The organism is Amycolatopsis sp. NPDC049691, assembly GCF_040675005.1.
In the GTDB taxonomy this organism is placed as follows: Bacteria; Actinomycetota; Actinomycetes; order Mycobacteriales; family Pseudonocardiaceae; genus Amycolatopsis.
Genome location: NZ_JBFANX010000008.1, coordinates 103857 through 120801 on the forward strand (window position 1 = coordinate 103857; position 16945 = coordinate 120801).

The window sequence follows — 16945 nt, forward strand, 5'->3', positions numbered from 1 at the left end:
GTGCGGTCCACTCCGCGCCGGGGACCGCGTCACCGCGGGTGGCCCGTAGCGGCCACCTGGACGAAGCCGCGGACCAGCGGGCTGCGGCCCGTCTTCGGCCAGGCCACCACGAGGTCGCTCGGCGGCCGGTCCGCCAGCGGCACGACGACGAGGCCGGCCGGCAGCGGCTGGTCGACCGGGGCGAGCGCCGCGGTTCCGTTCCACAGCACCGCCTGCAGGCATTCCTGGACCGTCCGCAGCACCGGCGCTTCCGCGTCCGGCGCACCGCCGGTCCAGTAGGCGGTCCACAGTGGATCGGTCCCGTCGGGCAGGCGGACCCACCGGCGGCCGGCCAGTCCGTCCGTCGCGATCGAGGACCGGCGGGCGAGCGGGTCGTCGTCGCGCACCACCACCCCGACCGGCACCGAGCGCAGGACGTGCGTGCCGATTCCCGTGGTGTCGAAGGGGGTCCGTGTCAGCGCGACGTCGACGAGGCCGGTGCGCAGGCCCGCCGTCGGGTCGCCGAGGCCGGCTTCGTGCACGCGGACGTCGACGTGCGGGTGGCGCTCCCGGAACAGCGGGACCAGCCGGGTGCCGACGTGCTCGGCCGCGTCGGCCAGGGTGCCGACGGTCAGGCTCGCCGCGCCCGCCGCGGCGGTGACCCGGCCGCGGATCCGGTCGGCCTGCTCGAGGAGCGCTTCGGCCTCGGCGTAGAGCGCCGTGCCGGCGGGAGTGAGGGCGACGCCCTTGGGGGTGCGCTCGAAGAGGGCGACGCCCAGCTCGTCCTCCAGGTGCCGGATCGCCCGGCTGAGCGGCGGCTGCGTCATGTGCAACCGGCTCGCGGCCCGGCCGACGTGCCGCTCGTCGGCGACCGCGACGAAGTACCGGAGCGCACGCAGGTCCACCACGACACGATACCCGTGCGGTATCGAGTGGACCGAGCCGGACTTGGACGCCCGGGGCCCGGGTGGCGAACGATTCGGGTATGGCTTTCACGATCGGGTGCTACCGGTACGACACGACGCGGGCGCTGTTCGACCGCACCGACGTCACGGTGAAGACGGCCGCCACGCTGCCGGAGATCTTCGAGCGGACGGTCCGCGACCACGAGTTCGACGTGGCCGAGCTGGGCTTGACGTTCTACCTGCGGTTGCTGGAGTCCGGGCTGCCGTACGTCGCGCTGCCGATCTTCCCCAACCGCGTGTTCCGGCATTCGTGCGTCTTCGTGAACAAGCGCTCCGGGATCACCGGGCCGGGCGATCTCGTGGACCGGACGATCGGCGAGTTCGGCACGTACGGGCAGGACTCCGGCGTGTGGGCCAAGGGGATCCTCATGGACGAGCACGGCTTCGCGCCCGCGCGCAACCGGTGGGTGATCGGCGGGCTGGACCGGCCGGCCGCGCCGTTCGGGTTCGTCCCCCACCCGCACCCGGACGACGTCCCGGTGACGACGTCCGACCGGGCGCTCGGCGACCTGCTGGTCACGGGCGAGATCGACGCGCTGTTCTCGGCGAACGTCCCGCAGTGCGTACTGGACGGCGCTCCGGAGGTGGGCCGTCTGTTCCCTGACTTCGAGCCGCTCGAGCGCGACTACCACCGGCGTACGGGGATCTTCCCGATCATGCACGCCATGGTGATCCGCCGTGAGCTGCTGGACGCCGCGGACGAGGTCTACCGGCTGTTCACCGCGGCCTTGTCGTCGGCCGCGGACGGCTACCGCCGTGACCGGCGGCTGTACCAGGTGCCGACGATGGTGCCGTGGATGAACGCGCTGGTCGAGCGCAACGAGGCCCAGTTCGGCGCGGATTGGTGGCCGTACGGGGTTTCGGCCAATCGTGCGACCTTGGAGACGTATCTGCGCTACCACTACGAGCAGGGGCTTTCCTCGCGTTTGTGGGCGGTCGAGGAAGTCTTCGCGCTACCCGACACGTGATTTTTTGTCGGTGGGGGCCGGTAGCGTCGGGCGCATGGCTCTTTCGACGGAGGAACGCGAACAGTTTCTGGCCGAACCCCACATCGGCGCACTGTCGGTGGTGGAGCGCCCGGACCGGGCCCCGCTGACGATACCGCTGTGGTACCAGTACACCCCGGGCGGCGAGCTGTGGGTGCGGACGCTGCCGGAGTCCCGCAAGATGAAGGCGATCTCGGCCGCCGGGCGGTTCAGTTTGATGGCGCAGCGGACTTCCCCGACGGTCCGGTACGTGTCGGTGGAAGGGCCGGTGGTCCGGACGGAGGAGGACACCCCTTCACGCGCGTGGGAGATGGCGGCCCGGTATTTGCCGGAGGAGAAGGTGGCGGGATATCTGGAGTTCGAGCGGAGCCGGATCGGGGAACACATCGTCGTGTTCTTGCGGCCCGAGCACTGGTTGTCGTTGGATATGGGGGCGGTTTGAGGGGTCCACTTCGGACTGATTCGGGGGCCGGGGTGCGCGGCTGCGCCCGGGAACAGGGGAAGCCGGGCAGCACGCAGTGACATGCCCGACAGCGGCGGCCGCCGCGCCTCTGGGCTTACATCGGCGGCGCCGGCCCTGGCGCTGGGCTGACAACGGCCGCGGCGGCCCTGCATCCCGGTCGCGTCGGCGGACGCCGCTCAGCGGTAAGGCGCTCCGCCCGGCGCCTGTCGTGCCCGTGGCGCCTGCGGCCGTGGCAGCTGTCCACGCGGGGGCACCTGCCCTCGTGGCGCCTGCCCTCGTGGCGCCTGGGCTCTCGGTGCCTGGGCTCGCGGTGCCTGGGCTCTCGGTGCCTGGGCTCGCGCCGCCTGCGTCCGCTGCGCCGCCGGTGGGGCCGTCCGCCGCACCGGTCGGCGCTCCGGCTCCGGGCGGGCCGATCCGGTCTCCTCCGGTGCCCGGGATGGCCGGTTCGCCCACGAATCGAACAGCAGGATCAAGCCCGCGAACGCCGCGCAGCCCAGGCCCAGTGCCACGTTGACCAGCGACCCGATGATGCCGGCCACCAGCAGCACCGGCAGTACCGCCATCAGGCAGTACGGGTCGATCCTGCCGAACTTCGGGCGGGACGGCCCCTCCCGGGGACTCACCGCGCGACCTCCGCTTTCCCTCGCGCCATGGTCGCAGTATGCAACTCCGGGCGCGGTGCGGCCACCTTCCCACGGCAAAAAACCGGACAAAGCGACCGATCACGCACGATCCCGCAGTGCGATCCCGGCCTCAGTGCCCGTCCGGCGGCCAGGGCGGACAAGAACGGACAGAATCCCCACTCCGCCGGGGACAAATCCGCCTTCCGTGGTGCACTGTCAGCGGTCCCCCGGCGCCGGAAGAGGTACGCGCAATGAGGAAACGGGTCCGTTCGGCACTCTTCGCGACGGTGATCGCGTGCGGCTCGATCGCCACCCCGGCGTCCGCCGCCGCGGCGCCGCCGGGCCTCGAGTTCGCGAACCCCGCCAGCCAGGCCCTGTTCGGCATCGCCTACCAGGAAGCGCTGGACAACCTGCTGCGCACCAACACCATCGGCTACGACGCGAAGTACGACAAGAGCGGCCTGCTCGACCCGGCCACCGGCATCGTCCGCGCGGGCGGCGGCTACCACCAGCCGTGGACGCGCGACGCGTCGGTCAACAGCTGGAACGCCACGAGCCTGCTCTCCCCCGCGCTCGCCCGGAACACGCTGTGGGCGGTCGTCGACAAGGACGCCGGCGGCGCCCTGCGCGTGCAGCAGGACGACCAGCAGTGGGACCAGGTCGTCTGGGCGACGGCGGCGTGGCACCACTACCTGGTCACCGGCGACACCGCGTTCCTCGCCGACGCCTACCGCACGACCGCGAACACGCTGGCCATCCGCGAACACGCGACCACGGCCGGTTACAACGCGAAGTACGGGCTGTTCACCGGCGCGTCGTTCTTCAACGACGGCATCGCCGGCTACCCCGCGCCGCCCGCCGACGCCACGGAGTCGGTCAGCACCGGCAGCATGCCGTGGCCGGGCGTCGCGAGCGGGATGTACCTCAGCACCAACGAGGTCTACTACGCCGCCTACGTCGACGCCGCGAACATGGCGGAGAAGCTGGGCCGGCCGGGCGCGGAGGTCGCCGGCTACCGGACCAGGGCGAACGCGCTGAAGACCGCGATCAACGCCCACTTCTGGAACGCGAAGACCGGCCTCTACGACTACCAGCTGCTCGCCGACGGCTCCCGCGGCGCCTACCAGGAAGGCACCGGGCTGGCCTTCGCCCTGCTCTTCGGCATCGCGAACCCGGCGCAGGCCCGGTCGATCGTCGCCAACGCCAGGGAGATGACCTGGGGCATGCCCGACACTTTCCCGAACTGGGCCCGCTATTCGGACGCACAGCCGGGACGGCACAACGCGATCGTCTGGCCGCTGGTCCAGGGCCTGTGGGCGAAAGCGCTGGCCGGGCAAGGCAACCAGAGCGCCTTCGCCGCGGAGGTGGCGCGGCTGGCCAAGCTGGCCGGCGGCAACAGCGGGTACTGGGAGATCTACAACGGCGGCACCGGTGTCGTCGACGGCGGTTACCAGCGGCTCGGCGACACCGTGAAGTTCCACTGGGGTTCCGAGCCGGACCAGACCTGGTCGGCCACGGCGTTCCTCGACATGATCCACACCGGCCTGTTCGGCCTGACGTTCACCGACCGCGGCCTGGTGTTCGCGCCCGATCTGCCGGCGGGCTGGGGCGACGTCACGCTCCGGAACCTCCGCTACCGCGATGCCACCCTGACGATCGCGCTGCACGGCGCGGGCACCGAGGTCGGCTCGTTCACCATCGACGGCCGGCCCGCGCCCGGCAACGCCGTCCCGGCCACGCTGACCGGCGACCACACCGTCGCGATCACGCTCACCGGCGCCGCCGCCGGCGACCGCGACGGCGACGGCGTGCCCGACGCCGCCGACCGCTGCGCCGACACCGCGGGCACCGTGAGCGGCTGCCCCGCCCCGAGCCACCTCGAAGCGGAGGACGCGCTCAACACCGGCGGCGTGAAGACGAACGTGAACCACACGGGCTACTCGGGCCGCGCGTTCCTCGACGGGCTGTGGGCGCAGGGCGCGGCTTCGTCGTTCACCCTGCACCGCGCGACGAGCGACCCGGCGACGACCGCGCTCACCGTGCGCTACGCCAACGCCAACAGCGACACCCGCACGATGACGCTGTCGGTCGACGGGCACCGGCTGCGGCAGGTGAGCTTCCCGAAGGTCTCCGACAGCTGGGACGCCTGGGGCACGGTGACCTTCGCCGACGTCCCGCTCACCGGCCGGGACCCGGTGGTCACGCTGTCCTACGCACCCGGCGACACCGGCGCGATCAACCTCGACTGGCTGGCCGCCGGCTGACGCCTCACCCGAACCAGTGAACTCCCGGCCCGGCCGTCACAGCCGGGTCCAGGTGCCCCTCTCGTTGTTCGTCGCGGTGGCCGGGCGGCACGCCCCCCGACCGGCCGGCCACCGCGCACACGCTCTGCGTGCGGCCGGCGCCGCGCCGACCGGTTAGGTCCGGGCCGGCCGGGTACTTCGCCGGGATGACGGAGAACCGAGACGCCGGCGCGTCGGTCCGGCAGTTCACCGCCGAGCTCGTCGAGGCGGCGACGGCAGGCGCGTACGACGACGTCGCCGACGCACTGGGCGTGCTCGCCGGGGCCCGCTCCTCCCGGGTCGCCGGCGAGGTACTCGCCGAGCTGGCCGGCCGCTGCGCTTCGGTGGTCCGCGCCCGCCACCCGGCCGATCCCGGGTCGGTCTTCACCGTGGCCGTGACCGACGACGAAGCCCGGCCGGTCGAGGTGGACCGGCTGCCGCCCGGGCCGCTCGCCGCCCTGCGAGCTCTGCTCGCCGACCTCGGCGAGGACCACGAGAGCCGCGACATCCAGCTGGAGCTGGCGGCCCGCGGCGAACCGGACGACGTCGTCGGCGTCGTGATCCACCTGCTCGTGTGGCTCGTGGAACTGTCCGGCAGCGAGGCGGCCACCCTGCCCCCGCTGAGCTGCTTCGCCCGATGAGCCCGGCCGGAGACGGCGCGGTCGAGGTCAGCGGCCCGGTGGACGGGACGGTGACCGTGCGCGCGCAGGGCGCCCCCGAGGCGACGGACCTCGCGGCCGCGCTGGCCGGCGCGACCTGCGGCGCGGCGACGGTGCTGCTGGACCTGGCCGGGGTCGACCACTTCACCACCGAAGCCGTCGCGGCGCTCATCCCGCACCTGCAGGACGCCGGCTGCCGGGTGATCGTCACCGCGTCGGCCGCGGTGGAGACCAAGCTCTCGCGGCTCGGCCTGGCCGGGATCGTCGCGCCCGCGACGGATTCCCGGCTCTGAGCCCGCCCGCGGATTGAGCCGCGGCGCAGCGGGTAACCGTCCTTTATGGGACCGGATGCCCTGCTCCAGAGCCTGACGCGCGTGGTGACCGCCCTGGACGGGACCGGTCTCCGGTTCGCCGTCGCGGGCGGCCTGGCCGTGTATGCCCGCGGCGGGCCGCCGTCGGACCACGACGTGGACCTCTTCCTCAAGCCCGGCGACACCGAGCTGGCCGCCGAGGTCCTCACCGCGGCCGGGCTGCGGCGGGAGCACCCGCCCGAGGACTGGCTCACGAAGGTCTACGACGGCGACGTCCTCGTCGACCTGATCCACCGGCCCAACCACCGGCCGGTGACCGACGAGCTGCTCGACCGCGCCGCGCTGATGCGGGTCGGCCCGACCGCGGCACCGGTCCTGTCCGGCACCGACCTGCTCGTGGACAAGCTGCTCGTGCTCGACGCGCACCGCTGCGACTTCGAGCCGCTGCTGCGGATCGCGCGCGATCTGCGCGAGCAGGTGAACTGGACCGAGGTCGCCGTCCAGGTGTCGGCTTCGCCGTACGCGCGGGCGTTCCTCGGCCTGCTCGGCGACCTGTCCGTGATCGACCCGAAGGAGGCTCTCGTGCCCGAACCGCCGCAGTACCTCGTCGCCCGCCTGAGCCGGGCACTGGCCGAAGACACCCGCACCGCCGAACTCGGCGTGCACGTGACCGTGCGCGGCGAGCACGTCCACCTGACCGGGGAGGTCACCTGCCCGGCCCGGAAGGCGGAGGTGGACGCGGTCGTCGCCGAGTACCTGACCGGGGAGCTGGTGCACAACGACGTCCGGGTCGCCGACGTCCGGGAACCGGCGAGCGCGGAGGAGATCAGCCGATGAGGATCGCCGCCGTCGGAGACGTGCACCTCGGCGAAGATTCGCGGGGCCTGCTGCGCCCCGCGCTGGAGCACCTGGCCGGCACCGCGGACGTGCTGCTGCTGGCCGGCGACCTGACCCGGCACGGCACGTGCGCGGAGGCCCGCGTGGTGGCCGACGAGCTCGCCGGGCTGGGCGTGCCGATCGCCGCGGTGCTCGGCAACCACGACCACCACAGCGACGAGGCCGAGGGGATCGCGGAGCTGCTCGGCGAGGCCGGCGTGGTGATGCTGGAGGGCACCGCCGCGCGGTTCGGCCTGCCGGACGGATCGCTGGGCGTCGCCGGCGTGAAGGGGTTCGGCGGCGGGTTCGCCGGCAAGTGCGCCAGCCGGTTCGGCGAGCGCGAGATGAAGGCGTTCGTCGAGACGACGATCGCGTCGGCGGATTCGCTGCGGTCGGCGCTGGCGTCGCTGGAGACGGACGTGGTCGTGGCGTTGACGCACTACGCGCCGATCCCCGGGACGTTGCACGGCGAACCGCCGGAGATCCACCCGTTCCTGGGGTCGTACCTGCTGTGCGAGCCGATCGACGAGGCCGGCGCGGACCTGGCGCTGCACGGGCACGCCCACTTCGGCTGCGAGCAAGGGGTGACACCGGGCGGGGTGCGCGTGCGGAACGTGGCCCAGCCGGTGATCCGGAAGGCCTACGCGCTGTACGAGCTGACCCCCGCGAAGCAGCCGGCTCGCCGCTGACCCCGGCTCACTTCCCGCGCCGGGCCCGGTCCGTGCGCCGCCGGTTCTCCTTCTCCAGCGCTGTCACCAAGTCCTCTTTGGACATCCGCGACCGGCCGGGGATGCCGAGCTGCTTGGCCCGTTCGTACAGGTGCTGCCGGCTCGCCGTCGCGTTCACTCCCCCGCGCGTCGGCTTGGCCGGCTGCCCCGCGCCGCGGGCGGCCTGCTCGTCCGAGGGGCCGCGTTCGGGCTTGGGCTCCCAGTGGTCACCGACCTTTTCGAAGGAGTGCTTCAACGCCGAGTACGCCGTCTGCTGCGCGCGGCGGCCGGGGCCGTAGGTCTCCAGCGCCGAGTCGTGCGCCGCCACCCACGTGTCCTGGGCCTTGCGTGGCGAACGCAGGAGCGTGCTGGGCAGGTCTTCGCGTCCGGGCATGCCGGCTCGGCTACCCGCGGGCGCGGGGCGCCAAACCGGCGATCTCCTCGTCGATCAACGGATCCGTGTCGAACAGCATCCCGGCGAAGTGCCCGGCCAGCTCGAGGGAGAGCACGCCGTGCAGGCGCGTCCAGAACGCCAGCGCGCGGTGCAGCACCGCGGCCGGCGCGGGGTGCCCGCGCGCCCATTCGCGGTGGTCTCCGAGGTGCGCGTCGAACGGCGTCTCCGGCCCCTCGCTCCCCAGCGCCCCGCACGCCTCGATGAGCACGGCCATCACCTCGAACGAGATCGCGGTCGTGTCGTCCGGAGCGTGGTAGCCGGGCACGGGCGTGCCGTAGATCAGGAAGTACCGCTGCGGGTCGCTGCGGGCCCAGTCGCGGATGACGCGCGCGAGCCCGGCCAGGTCGGCGCCGTCGTCGTAAGCCGCGCGGACCGTGTCGGCGATGCTCCGGTACGCGTCCCGGATGAGCGCGGTGATCAGCTCGTCCCGGCTCGCGAAGTACCGGTAGAGCGCCGGGCCGCTCATACCCAGCTGCTTGGCGATCGCGTTCAGCGACAACGCCGGCACGCCCGCCGTCGCGATCTGCTCCCACGCGTGCTGCTTGATCTCCGCGCGCACCTGCGCCCGGTACCGCTCGCGCGAAGTCGGTCCTGCGTCCGTCATGGCGGCCCCTTCCTGGCGAGTTAGAGACTATCACTTTTCTTATTGACACTAAGCGAGCCTTGGTTATAGCTTCTAACTACAGCGAGAAGCACTAACCAACCGAAAGGGAAACGCCATGTCCACCGTCAAATCCGCCCTGCTCGCCGTCCCGCTGGCCGCCGCGGCGCTCTTCGCCGCCGCGCCGGCGGACGCCGCCACGACGAGCCCGCTGACCTGCCGCGGCCAGGGCATCGACCCGGCGGCGCAGCTGCACTACGGCGCCGAAACGTTCGTCAAGGCGCCGGCGAGCACCGTCTGGAAGGTGCAGACGGGCGTCGCGGGGTGGCCGGCCTGGCAGTCCGCGGTCACCAGCGCGAAGCGGCTCGATCCGGGCCCCCTGCACCCCGGCTCGCGGTTCCGCTGGACGACGCCCGCGCCCGCGACGCCGTCCTCCCCCGCCACCACGCTCGTCATCACGTCCACGGTGCACCAGGTCCAGCGCGACCGCTGCGTCCGCTGGAGCGGCCCCGCGATCGGCGAGGGCCTGCGCATCGACCGGGGAGTCCACGTCTGGACGTTCACGCCGGTCCGGGGCGGGGTCGTCGTCCGCACCGAAGAGAGCTGGACCGGCGCGCAGATCGAAGCCGATCCCGCGACGGCCGTCCAGTACCTCGCGCCGGGCCTCGACCGCTGGCTGGCCGACCTCAAGACCGCGGCCGAAGCCGCGTGCTGACCCCCATCACCGAGGAGAAGAAGATGATCGCACCCACTCGCCCGTCGCGCGGCGTTCTCGTTGCCGCGTGGGCGTTTCCCGTCATGGTGCTCGGCCAGTTCGCGTTGCTCGCCGGCATCCCGGCGGCGATCGTGGTGGCGCGCGCGCCGCGCTCGGCGCCGGCGCGCTGGTGGACCGCGCTCGTGGCGACGGCCTACGTCGTCCCGCTGGCCGTCTGGCTGCTCGGCCCGGGCACGGCACCGAGCCTGTCGAAGTCCTTGAGCCCGGCGGCGACCGGCATCGTCGCCGCGGCCGGAGCCGCGGCGGCCGTCGGGCTGCACTTCGCCCGGCGGCGCGCCGCGGCGCCGTTGCCTACTTCGTGAACGTGAGGCAGTTGGCGGAGTGACCGCCTTCGCCCGGGCCGACGCGCACGCTCGACGCCGTGCACTCCAGCGCCGAGTTGTGCCGGCAGTCGGCCCGGGAGCAGGCGCCCACCTGGGCCACCACGCGGTCGAGCCCGCCCTTCGTGTTCAGCGGGACGAACGTGCCGCAGTCGGCCGACCCGTTGTCGCCGCCGACGGTGATCGCGAAGGCGTGGCAGCCGTCGTGGTTGTAGGAACAGCCGCTGACCGTGCATTCGTGCACGGCGGGCATCTCGGTGGTGGTCATGCGCGACTCCTGGATCCGTGGCGGGAAAGCAGTTCGGTCTCCCGACGCTGCCACCGGGTCCGGGGTCGCGCAATCCGCGGCAACTCGGCCGGGTGATCCACTCCGCACGCCCGGGTGAGGCGTCAGCGCAACGGCTCGAGCGCCTTCGCCAGCGGCTCCAGCACGGCCGGGGTGTGCGGCGGCGGGAGGTACACGATCGCGAGGTCGAGACCGGCTTCGCCGAGTGCCTCCGCTTCGGCGGCGACGTTGGCGTAGTCCCCGTCCGGGCTCAGCCGGACGTGCGAGGACAGCGTGATCTCGGCCGGGTCGCGGCCGATGTCCGCGCAGTGGCGGTGCAGGACGTCGCGCTTGTGGGCGAACTCCTCCGGCGTGCCGCCGACGAAGTTCCAGTGCTGGGCGTACTTCGCGGCCGTGCGCAGGGTGCGCTTCTCACCGCTGCCGCCGATGCAGATCGGCGGGTGCGGCGTCTGCACGGCCTTCGGTTCGCAGCGGGCGTCGGTGAGCTGGTAGTGCTCGCCCTGGAAGGTCGTCGTCTCCTGGGTCAGCAGGCCGACGAGCACCTCGCAGGCTTCCTCGAAGCGGTCGCTGCGCTCCTTGACCGAGCCGAGCCGCATGCCGTACGCGCCGGACTCCTCCTCGTTCCAGCCGGCGCCGATGCCGATCTCCAGCCGGCCGCCGGAGACGATGTCGAGGGTCGCGGCCATGTTCGCGAGCAGCGCCGGGTGGCGGTAGTGGATCCCGCTGACCAGCGTGCCCACGCGCAGCCGCTTGGTGGCCTGCGCGAGCGCGGTGAGGGTGACCCAGCCTTCGAGGCACGGACCGGTCGGGTCGGAGAAGATCGGGTAGAAGTGGTCGAAGGTCCAGCCGGACTCGAACAGCTCGATCTCGTCGGCGGCCTGCCACACGGCGAGCATGTCCGCCCAGGCGGTGTCCTGGGGCGAGGTCTTGATGGCGAATCGCATGATCGTGATCGTAGACCCGGAGTTCCTCCAGGTAGCGGCCCGAACGCCGGTCGCTCGATCCGGTGAAGCTCCTCATCGCGCCGCCCGCCCCGGGTACCCCGTCGTAAAGGAGGAGGAGACGATGCCCGACAACGAACTCCCGGGGTTCCTGATCATCGGCCTGATCTTCGTGGTGGCCGACGGCCAGATCCTCTACCGCGGCGGCCGCCGCTACCTGAGCGGCCCGGAAGGCGGCGAAGGCACCGGGTCGATGGCCTGGATGGTGGTGACGGTCTTCCACCTCGTCGCGTTCGGCGTGCTGGCGCTGCTGTCGGTGGTGGGCCCGGGCTGGTCGGGCACGACGGCGGCGCTGGTCGGCCGGCTGGGCGTGTTCCTCCTGCTGCTCGCGGTGGCCCACGCGCTGACCTTGGCGGTGCTCGGCCGCCGCCGGCAGGACACCATCGTGGAGACGCACTTCCAGGAATCCGAGCGGCCGTCCGAGGTGTACGTCCAGCCGGTGGGCGAGCGGCCGTCCGAGGTCTACGTCCAGCCGGTGCCGGAGCCGGCGCTCGAGCAGACGACCGTCACGCCGGTTCCCGGACAGAGCGGGCCGGCCCCGCGCGTGAGCCCGGACATCGCCAACCGCGGGCCCTACCGCGCCTGAAACCGCCGTGGTGGTCACATGACGCTGCGTGTTCGCCGCCGCCCGTCCAGGTAATCACTCTTCCGTGTGCGATCGGGCGCCGGCCCGCCTCGAATGCCGCAACGCGGGCTACTCCCCGGCCGGACGCGGGATCGCCGGTCCGAGCGTGACCGCTTCGGGTTGCCCACGGCGCCGGTGATCACTTTTCGCGATCCACGGGGATCGACGGCGCCGCAACGGATCCTTGCCCCGCGTAGCGATTTTGATAGCGTGGCCGGGCTTTCCCCGCCGCCGGGGCACGACCCCGCCCGCGGCTTCTCCCCGTTTTCCGTTCCGGCGAAAGGACTTTCCCCATGCGCACGACCCTGCTCCGAGCCGGGAGCCTGGCCGGGGTGACCGTCGCCGTGCTGGCCGGCTCCGCCGGTGTCGCCACCGCGGACGACACCGTCACCGGGTCCGCCTACGGCGCCTCGGCGAGCGTCTCCCTGCTCCCCGGCGTGCTCACCGGCGGCAAGGGCCTCACCGTCGACACCGGACGGCTGGCCGAGTCGAGCAGCGGCGGCCCCACCGAAGCGAGTGTCGCCGACGTGCCGCTCGAGGGCCTCGTCACCGCCAAGGCCGTCAGCAGCTCCGTCGTCGGCGGCGCCGGTTCCCTGGCCGCCAAGGCGAGCGTCGCCGAGGCGACCCTGCCGCTGCTCGCCGCGGCCGCCGGGCGCGTGCCGTCGATCCGGCTGATCAGCGCCCGCTGCGGGTCCGCCGACGGGCACGTCACCGGCAGCAGCGACCTCGCCGGCGTCTCCCTCGGCCGGCTCGGCACGCTCCCCGCCGCGACGTCGCCGAACCAGAAGCTGGGCATCCCCGGCGTCGCCGAAGTGACCGTCAACGAACAGCTCCAGCGCTACGACGGCGCTCTCGAAGTGACGGCCCTGCACATCAAGCTGCTGGGCGGCAAGACGGCCGGCGCGCTCGGCAGCGGTGACGTCAAGCTCGCGTCAGTCACCTGCGGCCCGTCGAAGGAACGTGCGCCCGAAGCGCCGCCGCGCGGGCCCGCCCAGGTCGTCGTCATCCCCGCCGGCGCGCCGCAGACCGGCGACGGCAGCCTGGCCGAGGGCTGAGCCGATGCCGCGTCGCGCACTCCTCGTCGCCCTCTCCGCGCTGCTGCTCGCCGGCTGCGGTGCGACGACTACCCCGGCCGCCGCACCGCCGCCGGCGCCGGCCGCGGCGGGCCTGACGCGGTCCCTGCCGACCGCGCTGGACGTCCCGGCGATCGACGCGAAGTCGACGCTCGTGTCACTCGGCCTGAACCCCGACCGCACGGTCGAGGTTCCGCCGGTCGACCAGCCGCTGCAGGCCGGGTGGTACGAGTACGGCCCGACGCCGGGCGAGGTCGGGCCGGCGGTGATCCTCGGCCACATCGACGGCGACCACCGCAAGGGCATCTTCTGGCGGCTGCACGAGCTGAAGCCCGGCGACCCGGTGCACGTCGCCCGCGCCGACGGCGGCGAGCTGACCTTCGAGGTGACCAAGGTCGACCAGATCGCGAAGAAGGAGTTCCCGACGGAAGCCGTCTACGGCAACACGAGCGAACCCGAGCTGCGCCTGATCACCTGTGGTGGCAAGTACGACGCGGCGAACCGGAACTACCTCGACAACGTCATCGTGTACGCCAAGCTGAAGCGCTAACGGCGGCCTGAGCGGCTCGCCTTCCGGAACTCCCGGTTGAGACTCGCGATGCTCGCGAAGGGAATCCCCTTCGGGCAGGCCGCGACGCACTCGCCGGTGTTGGTGCAGCCGCCGAAGCCCTCGGCGTCCATCGTGTCGACCATGTCCAGCACGCGTTGCGCCCGCTCGGGTTGTCCTTGCGGGAGCAGCGAAAGGTGCGTCACCTTCGCGGCGGTGAACAACGTCGCCGAGCCGTTCGGGCACGCCGCCACGCAGGCGCCGCAGCCGATGCAGGTGGCGTTGTCGAAGGCCAGGTCCGCGTCCGGCTTCGGGACGGGGGTCGCGTGGGCGTCCGGGGCGCTGCCCGTCGGGGCGCTGACGTAGCCGCCGGCCTGGACGATCCGGTCCAGCGCCGAACGGTCCACGACCAGGTCCTTGATCACCGGGAAACCCTTGGCGCGCCACGGTTCGACGTCGATGACCTCGCCGTCGCGGAACGAGCGCAGGTGCAGCTGGCACGACGTCGTGCGCTCCGGCCCGTGCGCCTGCCCGTTGATCACGACGCCGCAGGAACCGCAGATGCCTTCGCGGCAGTCGTGGTCGAACGCGACCGGCTCCTCGCCGTTCTCGATCAGCTCCTGGTTGAGCACGTCGAGCAGTTCGAGGAAGGACATGTCGGGGCTGACGCCGTCGACCGGGTAGGACACCAGCCTGCCCTCGGCCGCCGGGCCCGCCTGCCGCCAGATGCGGACGGTGAGGTTCATGTGTAGCTCCGCTGGGTGGGGTGGACGTGTTCGAAGGTGAGGTCCTCGCGGTGCAGCACCGGCAGGCCGTCCGGCCCGCCGTACTCCCACGCCGCGACGTAGGAGAACCGCTCGTCGTCGCGCCGGGCCTCGCCTTCGGGGGTCTGGTGTTCCTCGCGGAAGTGGCCGCCGCAGGACTCTTCCCGCGCGAGCGCGTCGACCAGCAGCAGCTCGGCCAGCTCCAGGAAGTCCGCCACCCGGTTGGCCTTCTCCAGCTCCTGGTTCAGCTCCGCGGCACCGCCGGGGATGCGGACGTCCCGCCAGAACTCCGCGCGCAGCTCGGGGACGCGGTCCAGGGCCTTCCGCAGGCCTTCGCGGCTGCGGGACATGCCGCAGTGGTCCCACATCAGCAGGCCCAGCTCGCGGTGGAACGAGTCGACCGACCGCGTCCCCTTGACCGCCATCAGCCGCGCGATCCGGTCGCGCACCTCGGTTTCCACCCGCGCGACCGCGTCCGGCGGCACCTCGCCGAACCGGTTCCCGCCGAGGTAGTCGTTCAAGGTGGCCGGGAGCACGAAGTAGCCGTCGGCGAGCCCCTGCATCAGCGCCGACGCGCCGAGCCGGTTGGCGCCGTGGTCGGAGAAGTTGGCCTCGCCGATGACGAACAGCCCGGGGATCGTGCTCTGCAGGTCGTAGTCCACCCACAGGCCGCCCATCGTGTAGTGGATGGCCGGGTAGATCCGAATCGGCACCCGGTACGGGTCTTCCGCGGTGATGCGCTGGTACATGTCGAAGAGGTTGCCGTAGCGGGCTTCGATCGCCGGGCGGCCCATGCGCTCGATCGCGTCGGCGAAGTCGAGGTAGACGCCCAGCCCGCCGGGCCCGACGCCGAGCCCGGCGTCGCAGACGTTCTTCGCCGCCCGCGACGCGATGTCCCGCGGCACCAGGTTGCCGAAGCTCGGGTACAGCCGTTCGAGGTAGTAGTCGCGCTCGTCCTCGGGGATCTCGGCGGGCGGCCGGGTGTCCCCTTTCCGCTTCGGCACCCAGATCCGGCCGTCGTTGCGCAGCGACTCGCTCATCAGCGTCAGCTTCGACTGGTGCTCCCCCGACCGCGGGATGCAGGTCGGGTGGATCTGGGTGAAGCACGGGTTCGCGAAGTAGGCACCGCGCTTGTGCGCCCGCCAGATCGCGGTCGCGTTGGAGCCCTTCGCGTTGGTGGACAGGTAGAAGACGTTGCCGTAGCCGCCGGTGGCGAGGACGACGGCGTCGGCCAGGTGCGTCTCGATCTCGCCGGTGACCAGGTCGCGGGCCACGATGCCGCGGGCCCGGCCGTCGACGACGACCAGGTCGAGCATCTCCGTCCGCGGGTGGAGTTCCACGTTCCCGGCGTCGATCTGCCGGGACAACGCCTGGTACGCGCCGATCAGCAGCTGCTGGCCCGTCTGGCCGCGCGCGTAGAACGTCCGCTGCACCTGCACCCCGCCGAACGAGCGGGTGTCGAGCAGGCCGCCGTACTCGCGGGCGAACGGGACGCCCTGCGCGACGGCCTGGTCGATGATCTGCGCCGACACCTGGGCCAATCGGTACACATTGGACTCCCGGGACCGGAAGTCGCCGCCCTTCACCGTGTCGTAGAACAGGCGGTAGACGGAGTCGCCGTCGTTGCGGTAGTTCTTCGCCGCGTTGATCCCACCCTGCGCCGCGACGGAGTGCGCCCGCCGGGGCGAGTCCTGGAAGCAGAACTGGACCACGTGGTAGCCCTGTTCGGCCAGGGTCGCGCCGGCCGACCCGCCGGCGAGACCGGTGCCCACGACGATCACGCGGTGCTTGCGCCGGTTGGCGGGGTTCACCAGTTTCGCGGCGAACTTCCGTTCGTCCCAGCGGTTTTCCAGCGGGACGGCCGGGGTCTTCGTGTCGGCGATCGGGTCGCCGGTCAGGTAGCGGTCCATCAGTCCACCAGTCCTGTCATGATCGCGACCGGGACGAGCGCGTAGCCGCCCGCGATCACGACCGCCGTCGCGTTGCCGAGGATCTTGATCGCCCGTTCCCGCCGCGCGCTGGTGACACCCAGCGTGCGTGCGGCGCCGGCGAAGCCGTGCTGGATGTGCAGGCCGACCATGACCAGTGCCGCCAGGTAGATCAGGTTGACCCACCAGACCTGGAAGTCCGCCACGAGGTTGTGGTACGGGTCGCCGGGGACGAAGTCGCGGTTCACCGTGCCGACGGTGAAGTCGAGGATGTGCCACACCACGAACAAGGCCAGCGTCGCCCCGCCCCAGCGCATCGTGCGCACGGCGAAGGTGGCGCGCACCGGCCGCCGGTGCACGTACGGGACCGGCCGGGCCCGGCGGTCGCGCCGCACCAGCTGGACGGCCGCCGTGACGTGCAGGACGAGCGCGACGAGCAGGACCACCCGCTGGATCCAGAGGAACCACGCGTAGTGCAGGACCGGCTCGCCGATCGTCCGCAGCCAGTGCGCGTAGTGGTTGAGGTCGTCGGCACCGAGGAACGTCTTCAGGTTGCCGACCATGTGCGCGAAGACGAAGGCGAGCAGCAGCGCGCCGGTCACCGCCATGACGATCTTCTTGCCGATCGTCGAGGCCCAGAACTGCCGGACGGGGCGCCGGGTCGCGAGGTCGTTCACCACCCGATCGACGTTAGGAGCGCGTCCACCAGAGGTCAAAGAC

At 72.3% G+C, this 16945-nt stretch carries 20 protein-coding genes; 12 read left to right on the forward strand and 8 right to left on the reverse strand.

The window, feature by feature from the left end:
- Positions 1–29 precede the first annotated feature (29 nt).
- Entirely contained in the window at positions 30–884 is an 855-nt protein-coding gene (locus AB0J40_RS20050) for a LysR substrate-binding domain-containing protein (RefSeq protein ID WP_364455007.1), read from the reverse strand.
- Between the two features lie 80 nt (positions 885–964).
- Between AB0J40_RS20050 and AB0J40_RS20055 the strand changes: the two genes are divergently transcribed.
- The 7 genes from AB0J40_RS20055 (at position 965) to AB0J40_RS20085 (ending at position 7833) form a co-directional block, all read left to right on the forward strand.
- Complete coding sequence (locus tag AB0J40_RS20055) at positions 965–1912, forward strand: 4,5-dihydroxyphthalate decarboxylase (RefSeq protein ID WP_364455010.1); 948 nt, start codon at positions 965–967, stop codon at positions 1910–1912.
- 34 nt (positions 1913–1946) lie between these two features.
- A complete protein-coding gene (locus AB0J40_RS20060) occupies positions 1947–2372 on the forward strand; it encodes a pyridoxamine 5'-phosphate oxidase family protein (protein ID WP_364455013.1) in 426 nt (141 codons plus the stop codon).
- Positions 2373–3267: 895 nt separating this feature from the next.
- A complete protein-coding gene (locus tag AB0J40_RS20065; RefSeq protein WP_364455016.1) occupies positions 3268–5280 on the forward strand; it encodes a glycosyl hydrolase family 65 protein in 2013 nt (670 codons plus the stop codon).
- A 185-nt stretch (positions 5281–5465) separates the two neighbouring features.
- Positions 5466–5939 (forward strand): hypothetical protein, encoded by a 474-nt coding sequence (locus AB0J40_RS20070; protein ID WP_364455019.1) that lies wholly within the window; start codon positions 5466–5468, stop codon positions 5937–5939.
- On the forward strand, positions 5936–6250 hold the full coding sequence (locus AB0J40_RS20075; RefSeq protein ID WP_364455022.1) for a hypothetical protein: 315 nt from the start codon (positions 5936–5938) through the stop codon (positions 6248–6250). Before AB0J40_RS20070 ends, AB0J40_RS20075 begins: the two co-directional genes overlap by 4 nt.
- Positions 6251–6295: 45 nt before the next feature.
- On the forward strand, positions 6296–7105 hold the full coding sequence (locus tag AB0J40_RS20080) for a nucleotidyltransferase (RefSeq protein ID WP_364455025.1): 810 nt from the start codon (positions 6296–6298) through the stop codon (positions 7103–7105).
- Positions 7102–7833 carry a metallophosphoesterase gene (locus AB0J40_RS20085; protein ID WP_364455027.1) on the forward strand — a complete coding sequence of 244 codons (732 nt, stop codon included), beginning with the start codon at positions 7102–7104 and terminating at the stop codon, positions 7831–7833. The genes AB0J40_RS20080 and AB0J40_RS20085 overlap by 4 nt, the downstream gene beginning before the upstream one ends.
- Before the next feature lie 7 nt (positions 7834–7840).
- Here AB0J40_RS20085 and AB0J40_RS20090 read toward each other — a convergent pair whose 3' ends face one another.
- Together AB0J40_RS20090 and AB0J40_RS20095 are read right to left on the reverse strand one after the other, a co-directional pair.
- Positions 7841–8245, reverse strand: a complete 405-nt coding sequence (locus AB0J40_RS20090) for a ChaB family protein (protein WP_364455030.1) — start codon at positions 8243–8245, stop codon at positions 7841–7843.
- Positions 8246–8255: 10 nt separating this feature from the next.
- Positions 8256–8909 (reverse strand): TetR/AcrR family transcriptional regulator, encoded by a 654-nt coding sequence (locus AB0J40_RS20095; protein WP_364455033.1) that lies wholly within the window; start codon positions 8907–8909, stop codon positions 8256–8258.
- Positions 8910–9024: 115 nt separating this feature from the next.
- Here AB0J40_RS20095 and AB0J40_RS20100 point away from each other — a divergent pair, with 115 nt between their 5' ends.
- Positions 9025–9621, forward strand: a complete 597-nt coding sequence (locus tag AB0J40_RS20100; RefSeq protein ID WP_364455036.1) for an SRPBCC family protein — start codon at positions 9025–9027, stop codon at positions 9619–9621.
- Between the two features lie 23 nt (positions 9622–9644).
- Positions 9645–9983 (forward strand): hypothetical protein, encoded by a 339-nt coding sequence (locus AB0J40_RS20105; RefSeq protein ID WP_364455039.1) that lies wholly within the window; start codon positions 9645–9647, stop codon positions 9981–9983.
- Here AB0J40_RS20105 and AB0J40_RS20110 read toward each other — a convergent pair.
- Together AB0J40_RS20110 and AB0J40_RS20115 are read right to left on the reverse strand one after the other, a co-directional pair.
- Positions 9973–10269, reverse strand: a complete 297-nt coding sequence (locus AB0J40_RS20110) for a DUF1540 domain-containing protein (protein WP_364455042.1) — start codon at positions 10267–10269, stop codon at positions 9973–9975. The genes AB0J40_RS20105 and AB0J40_RS20110 overlap by 11 nt on opposite strands.
- 122 nt (positions 10270–10391) lie before the next feature.
- Positions 10392–11231 (reverse strand): LLM class F420-dependent oxidoreductase, encoded by an 840-nt coding sequence (locus AB0J40_RS20115; protein ID WP_364455045.1) that lies wholly within the window; start codon positions 11229–11231, stop codon positions 10392–10394.
- Positions 11232–11352: 121 nt separating this feature from the next.
- On the opposite strand from AB0J40_RS20115, the gene AB0J40_RS20120 reads away from it, so the two are divergent.
- From AB0J40_RS20120 to AB0J40_RS20130, 3 genes are all read left to right on the forward strand, one after another.
- Complete coding sequence (locus tag AB0J40_RS20120; RefSeq protein ID WP_364455048.1) at positions 11353–11874, forward strand: hypothetical protein; 522 nt, start codon at positions 11353–11355, stop codon at positions 11872–11874.
- A gap of 332 nt (positions 11875–12206) precedes the next feature.
- A complete protein-coding gene (locus AB0J40_RS20125; protein WP_364455050.1) occupies positions 12207–12968 on the forward strand; it encodes a choice-of-anchor P family protein in 762 nt (253 codons plus the stop codon).
- 4 nt (positions 12969–12972) lie between these two features.
- A complete protein-coding gene (locus AB0J40_RS20130) occupies positions 12973–13536 on the forward strand; it encodes a class F sortase (RefSeq protein ID WP_364455053.1) in 564 nt (187 codons plus the stop codon).
- Here AB0J40_RS20130 and AB0J40_RS20135 read toward each other — a convergent pair.
- The 3 genes from AB0J40_RS20135 to AB0J40_RS20145 are packed head-to-tail and all read right to left on the reverse strand — an operon-like array spanning position 13533 to position 16905.
- On the reverse strand, positions 13533–14279 hold the full coding sequence (locus tag AB0J40_RS20135; RefSeq protein WP_364455056.1) for a succinate dehydrogenase/fumarate reductase iron-sulfur subunit: 747 nt from the start codon (positions 14277–14279) through the stop codon (positions 13533–13535). The genes AB0J40_RS20130 and AB0J40_RS20135 overlap by 4 nt on opposite strands.
- Positions 14276–16207: a fumarate reductase/succinate dehydrogenase flavoprotein subunit gene (locus AB0J40_RS20140; protein WP_364455058.1), complete on the reverse strand. Its 1932-nt coding sequence runs from the start codon at positions 16205–16207 to the stop codon at positions 14276–14278. The genes AB0J40_RS20135 and AB0J40_RS20140 overlap by 4 nt, the downstream gene beginning before the upstream one ends.
- Positions 16207–16905: a succinate dehydrogenase cytochrome b subunit gene (locus tag AB0J40_RS20145; protein WP_364455061.1), complete on the reverse strand. Its 699-nt coding sequence runs from the start codon at positions 16903–16905 to the stop codon at positions 16207–16209. The genes AB0J40_RS20140 and AB0J40_RS20145 overlap by 1 nt, the downstream gene beginning before the upstream one ends.
- Between the last annotated feature and the right edge of the window lie 40 nt (positions 16906–16945).

Bases quoted from the DNA above. Each gene is read 5' to 3' on its own strand.
- AB0J40_RS20065 (WP_364455016.1), top strand. From the start codon at position 3,268: ATGAGGAAACGGGTCCGTTCGGCACTCTTCGCGACGGTGATCGCGTGC.
- AB0J40_RS20090 (WP_364455030.1), bottom strand. From the start codon at position 8,245: ATGCCCGGACGCGAAGACCTGCCCAGCACGCTCCTGCGTTCGCCACGC.
- AB0J40_RS20135 (WP_364455056.1), bottom strand. From the start codon at position 14,279: ATGAACCTCACCGTCCGCATCTGGCGGCAGGCGGGCCCGGCGGCCGAG.
- AB0J40_RS20080 (WP_364455025.1), top strand. From the start codon at position 6,296: ATGGGACCGGATGCCCTGCTCCAGAGCCTGACGCGCGTGGTGACCGCC.
- AB0J40_RS20120 (WP_364455048.1), top strand. From the start codon at position 11,353: ATGCCCGACAACGAACTCCCGGGGTTCCTGATCATCGGCCTGATCTTC.
- AB0J40_RS20095 (WP_364455033.1), bottom strand. From the start codon at position 8,909: ATGACGGACGCAGGACCGACTTCGCGCGAGCGGTACCGGGCGCAGGTG.
- AB0J40_RS20075 (WP_364455022.1), top strand. From the start codon at position 5,936: ATGAGCCCGGCCGGAGACGGCGCGGTCGAGGTCAGCGGCCCGGTGGAC.
- AB0J40_RS20055 (WP_364455010.1), top strand. From the start codon at position 965: ATGGCTTTCACGATCGGGTGCTACCGGTACGACACGACGCGGGCGCTG.
- AB0J40_RS20070 (WP_364455019.1), top strand. From the start codon at position 5,466: ATGACGGAGAACCGAGACGCCGGCGCGTCGGTCCGGCAGTTCACCGCC.
- AB0J40_RS20105 (WP_364455039.1), top strand. From the start codon at position 9,645: ATGATCGCACCCACTCGCCCGTCGCGCGGCGTTCTCGTTGCCGCGTGG.
- AB0J40_RS20140 (WP_364455058.1), bottom strand. From the start codon at position 16,207: ATGGACCGCTACCTGACCGGCGACCCGATCGCCGACACGAAGACCCCG.
- AB0J40_RS20100 (WP_364455036.1), top strand. From the start codon at position 9,025: ATGTCCACCGTCAAATCCGCCCTGCTCGCCGTCCCGCTGGCCGCCGCG.
- AB0J40_RS20130 (WP_364455053.1), top strand. From the start codon at position 12,973: ATGCCGCGTCGCGCACTCCTCGTCGCCCTCTCCGCGCTGCTGCTCGCC.
- AB0J40_RS20125 (WP_364455050.1), top strand. From the start codon at position 12,207: ATGCGCACGACCCTGCTCCGAGCCGGGAGCCTGGCCGGGGTGACCGTC.
- AB0J40_RS20085 (WP_364455027.1), top strand. From the start codon at position 7,102: ATGAGGATCGCCGCCGTCGGAGACGTGCACCTCGGCGAAGATTCGCGG.
- AB0J40_RS20110 (WP_364455042.1), bottom strand. From the start codon at position 10,269: ATGACCACCACCGAGATGCCCGCCGTGCACGAATGCACGGTCAGCGGC.
- AB0J40_RS20060 (WP_364455013.1), top strand. From the start codon at position 1,947: ATGGCTCTTTCGACGGAGGAACGCGAACAGTTTCTGGCCGAACCCCAC.
- AB0J40_RS20115 (WP_364455045.1), bottom strand. From the start codon at position 11,231: ATGCGATTCGCCATCAAGACCTCGCCCCAGGACACCGCCTGGGCGGAC.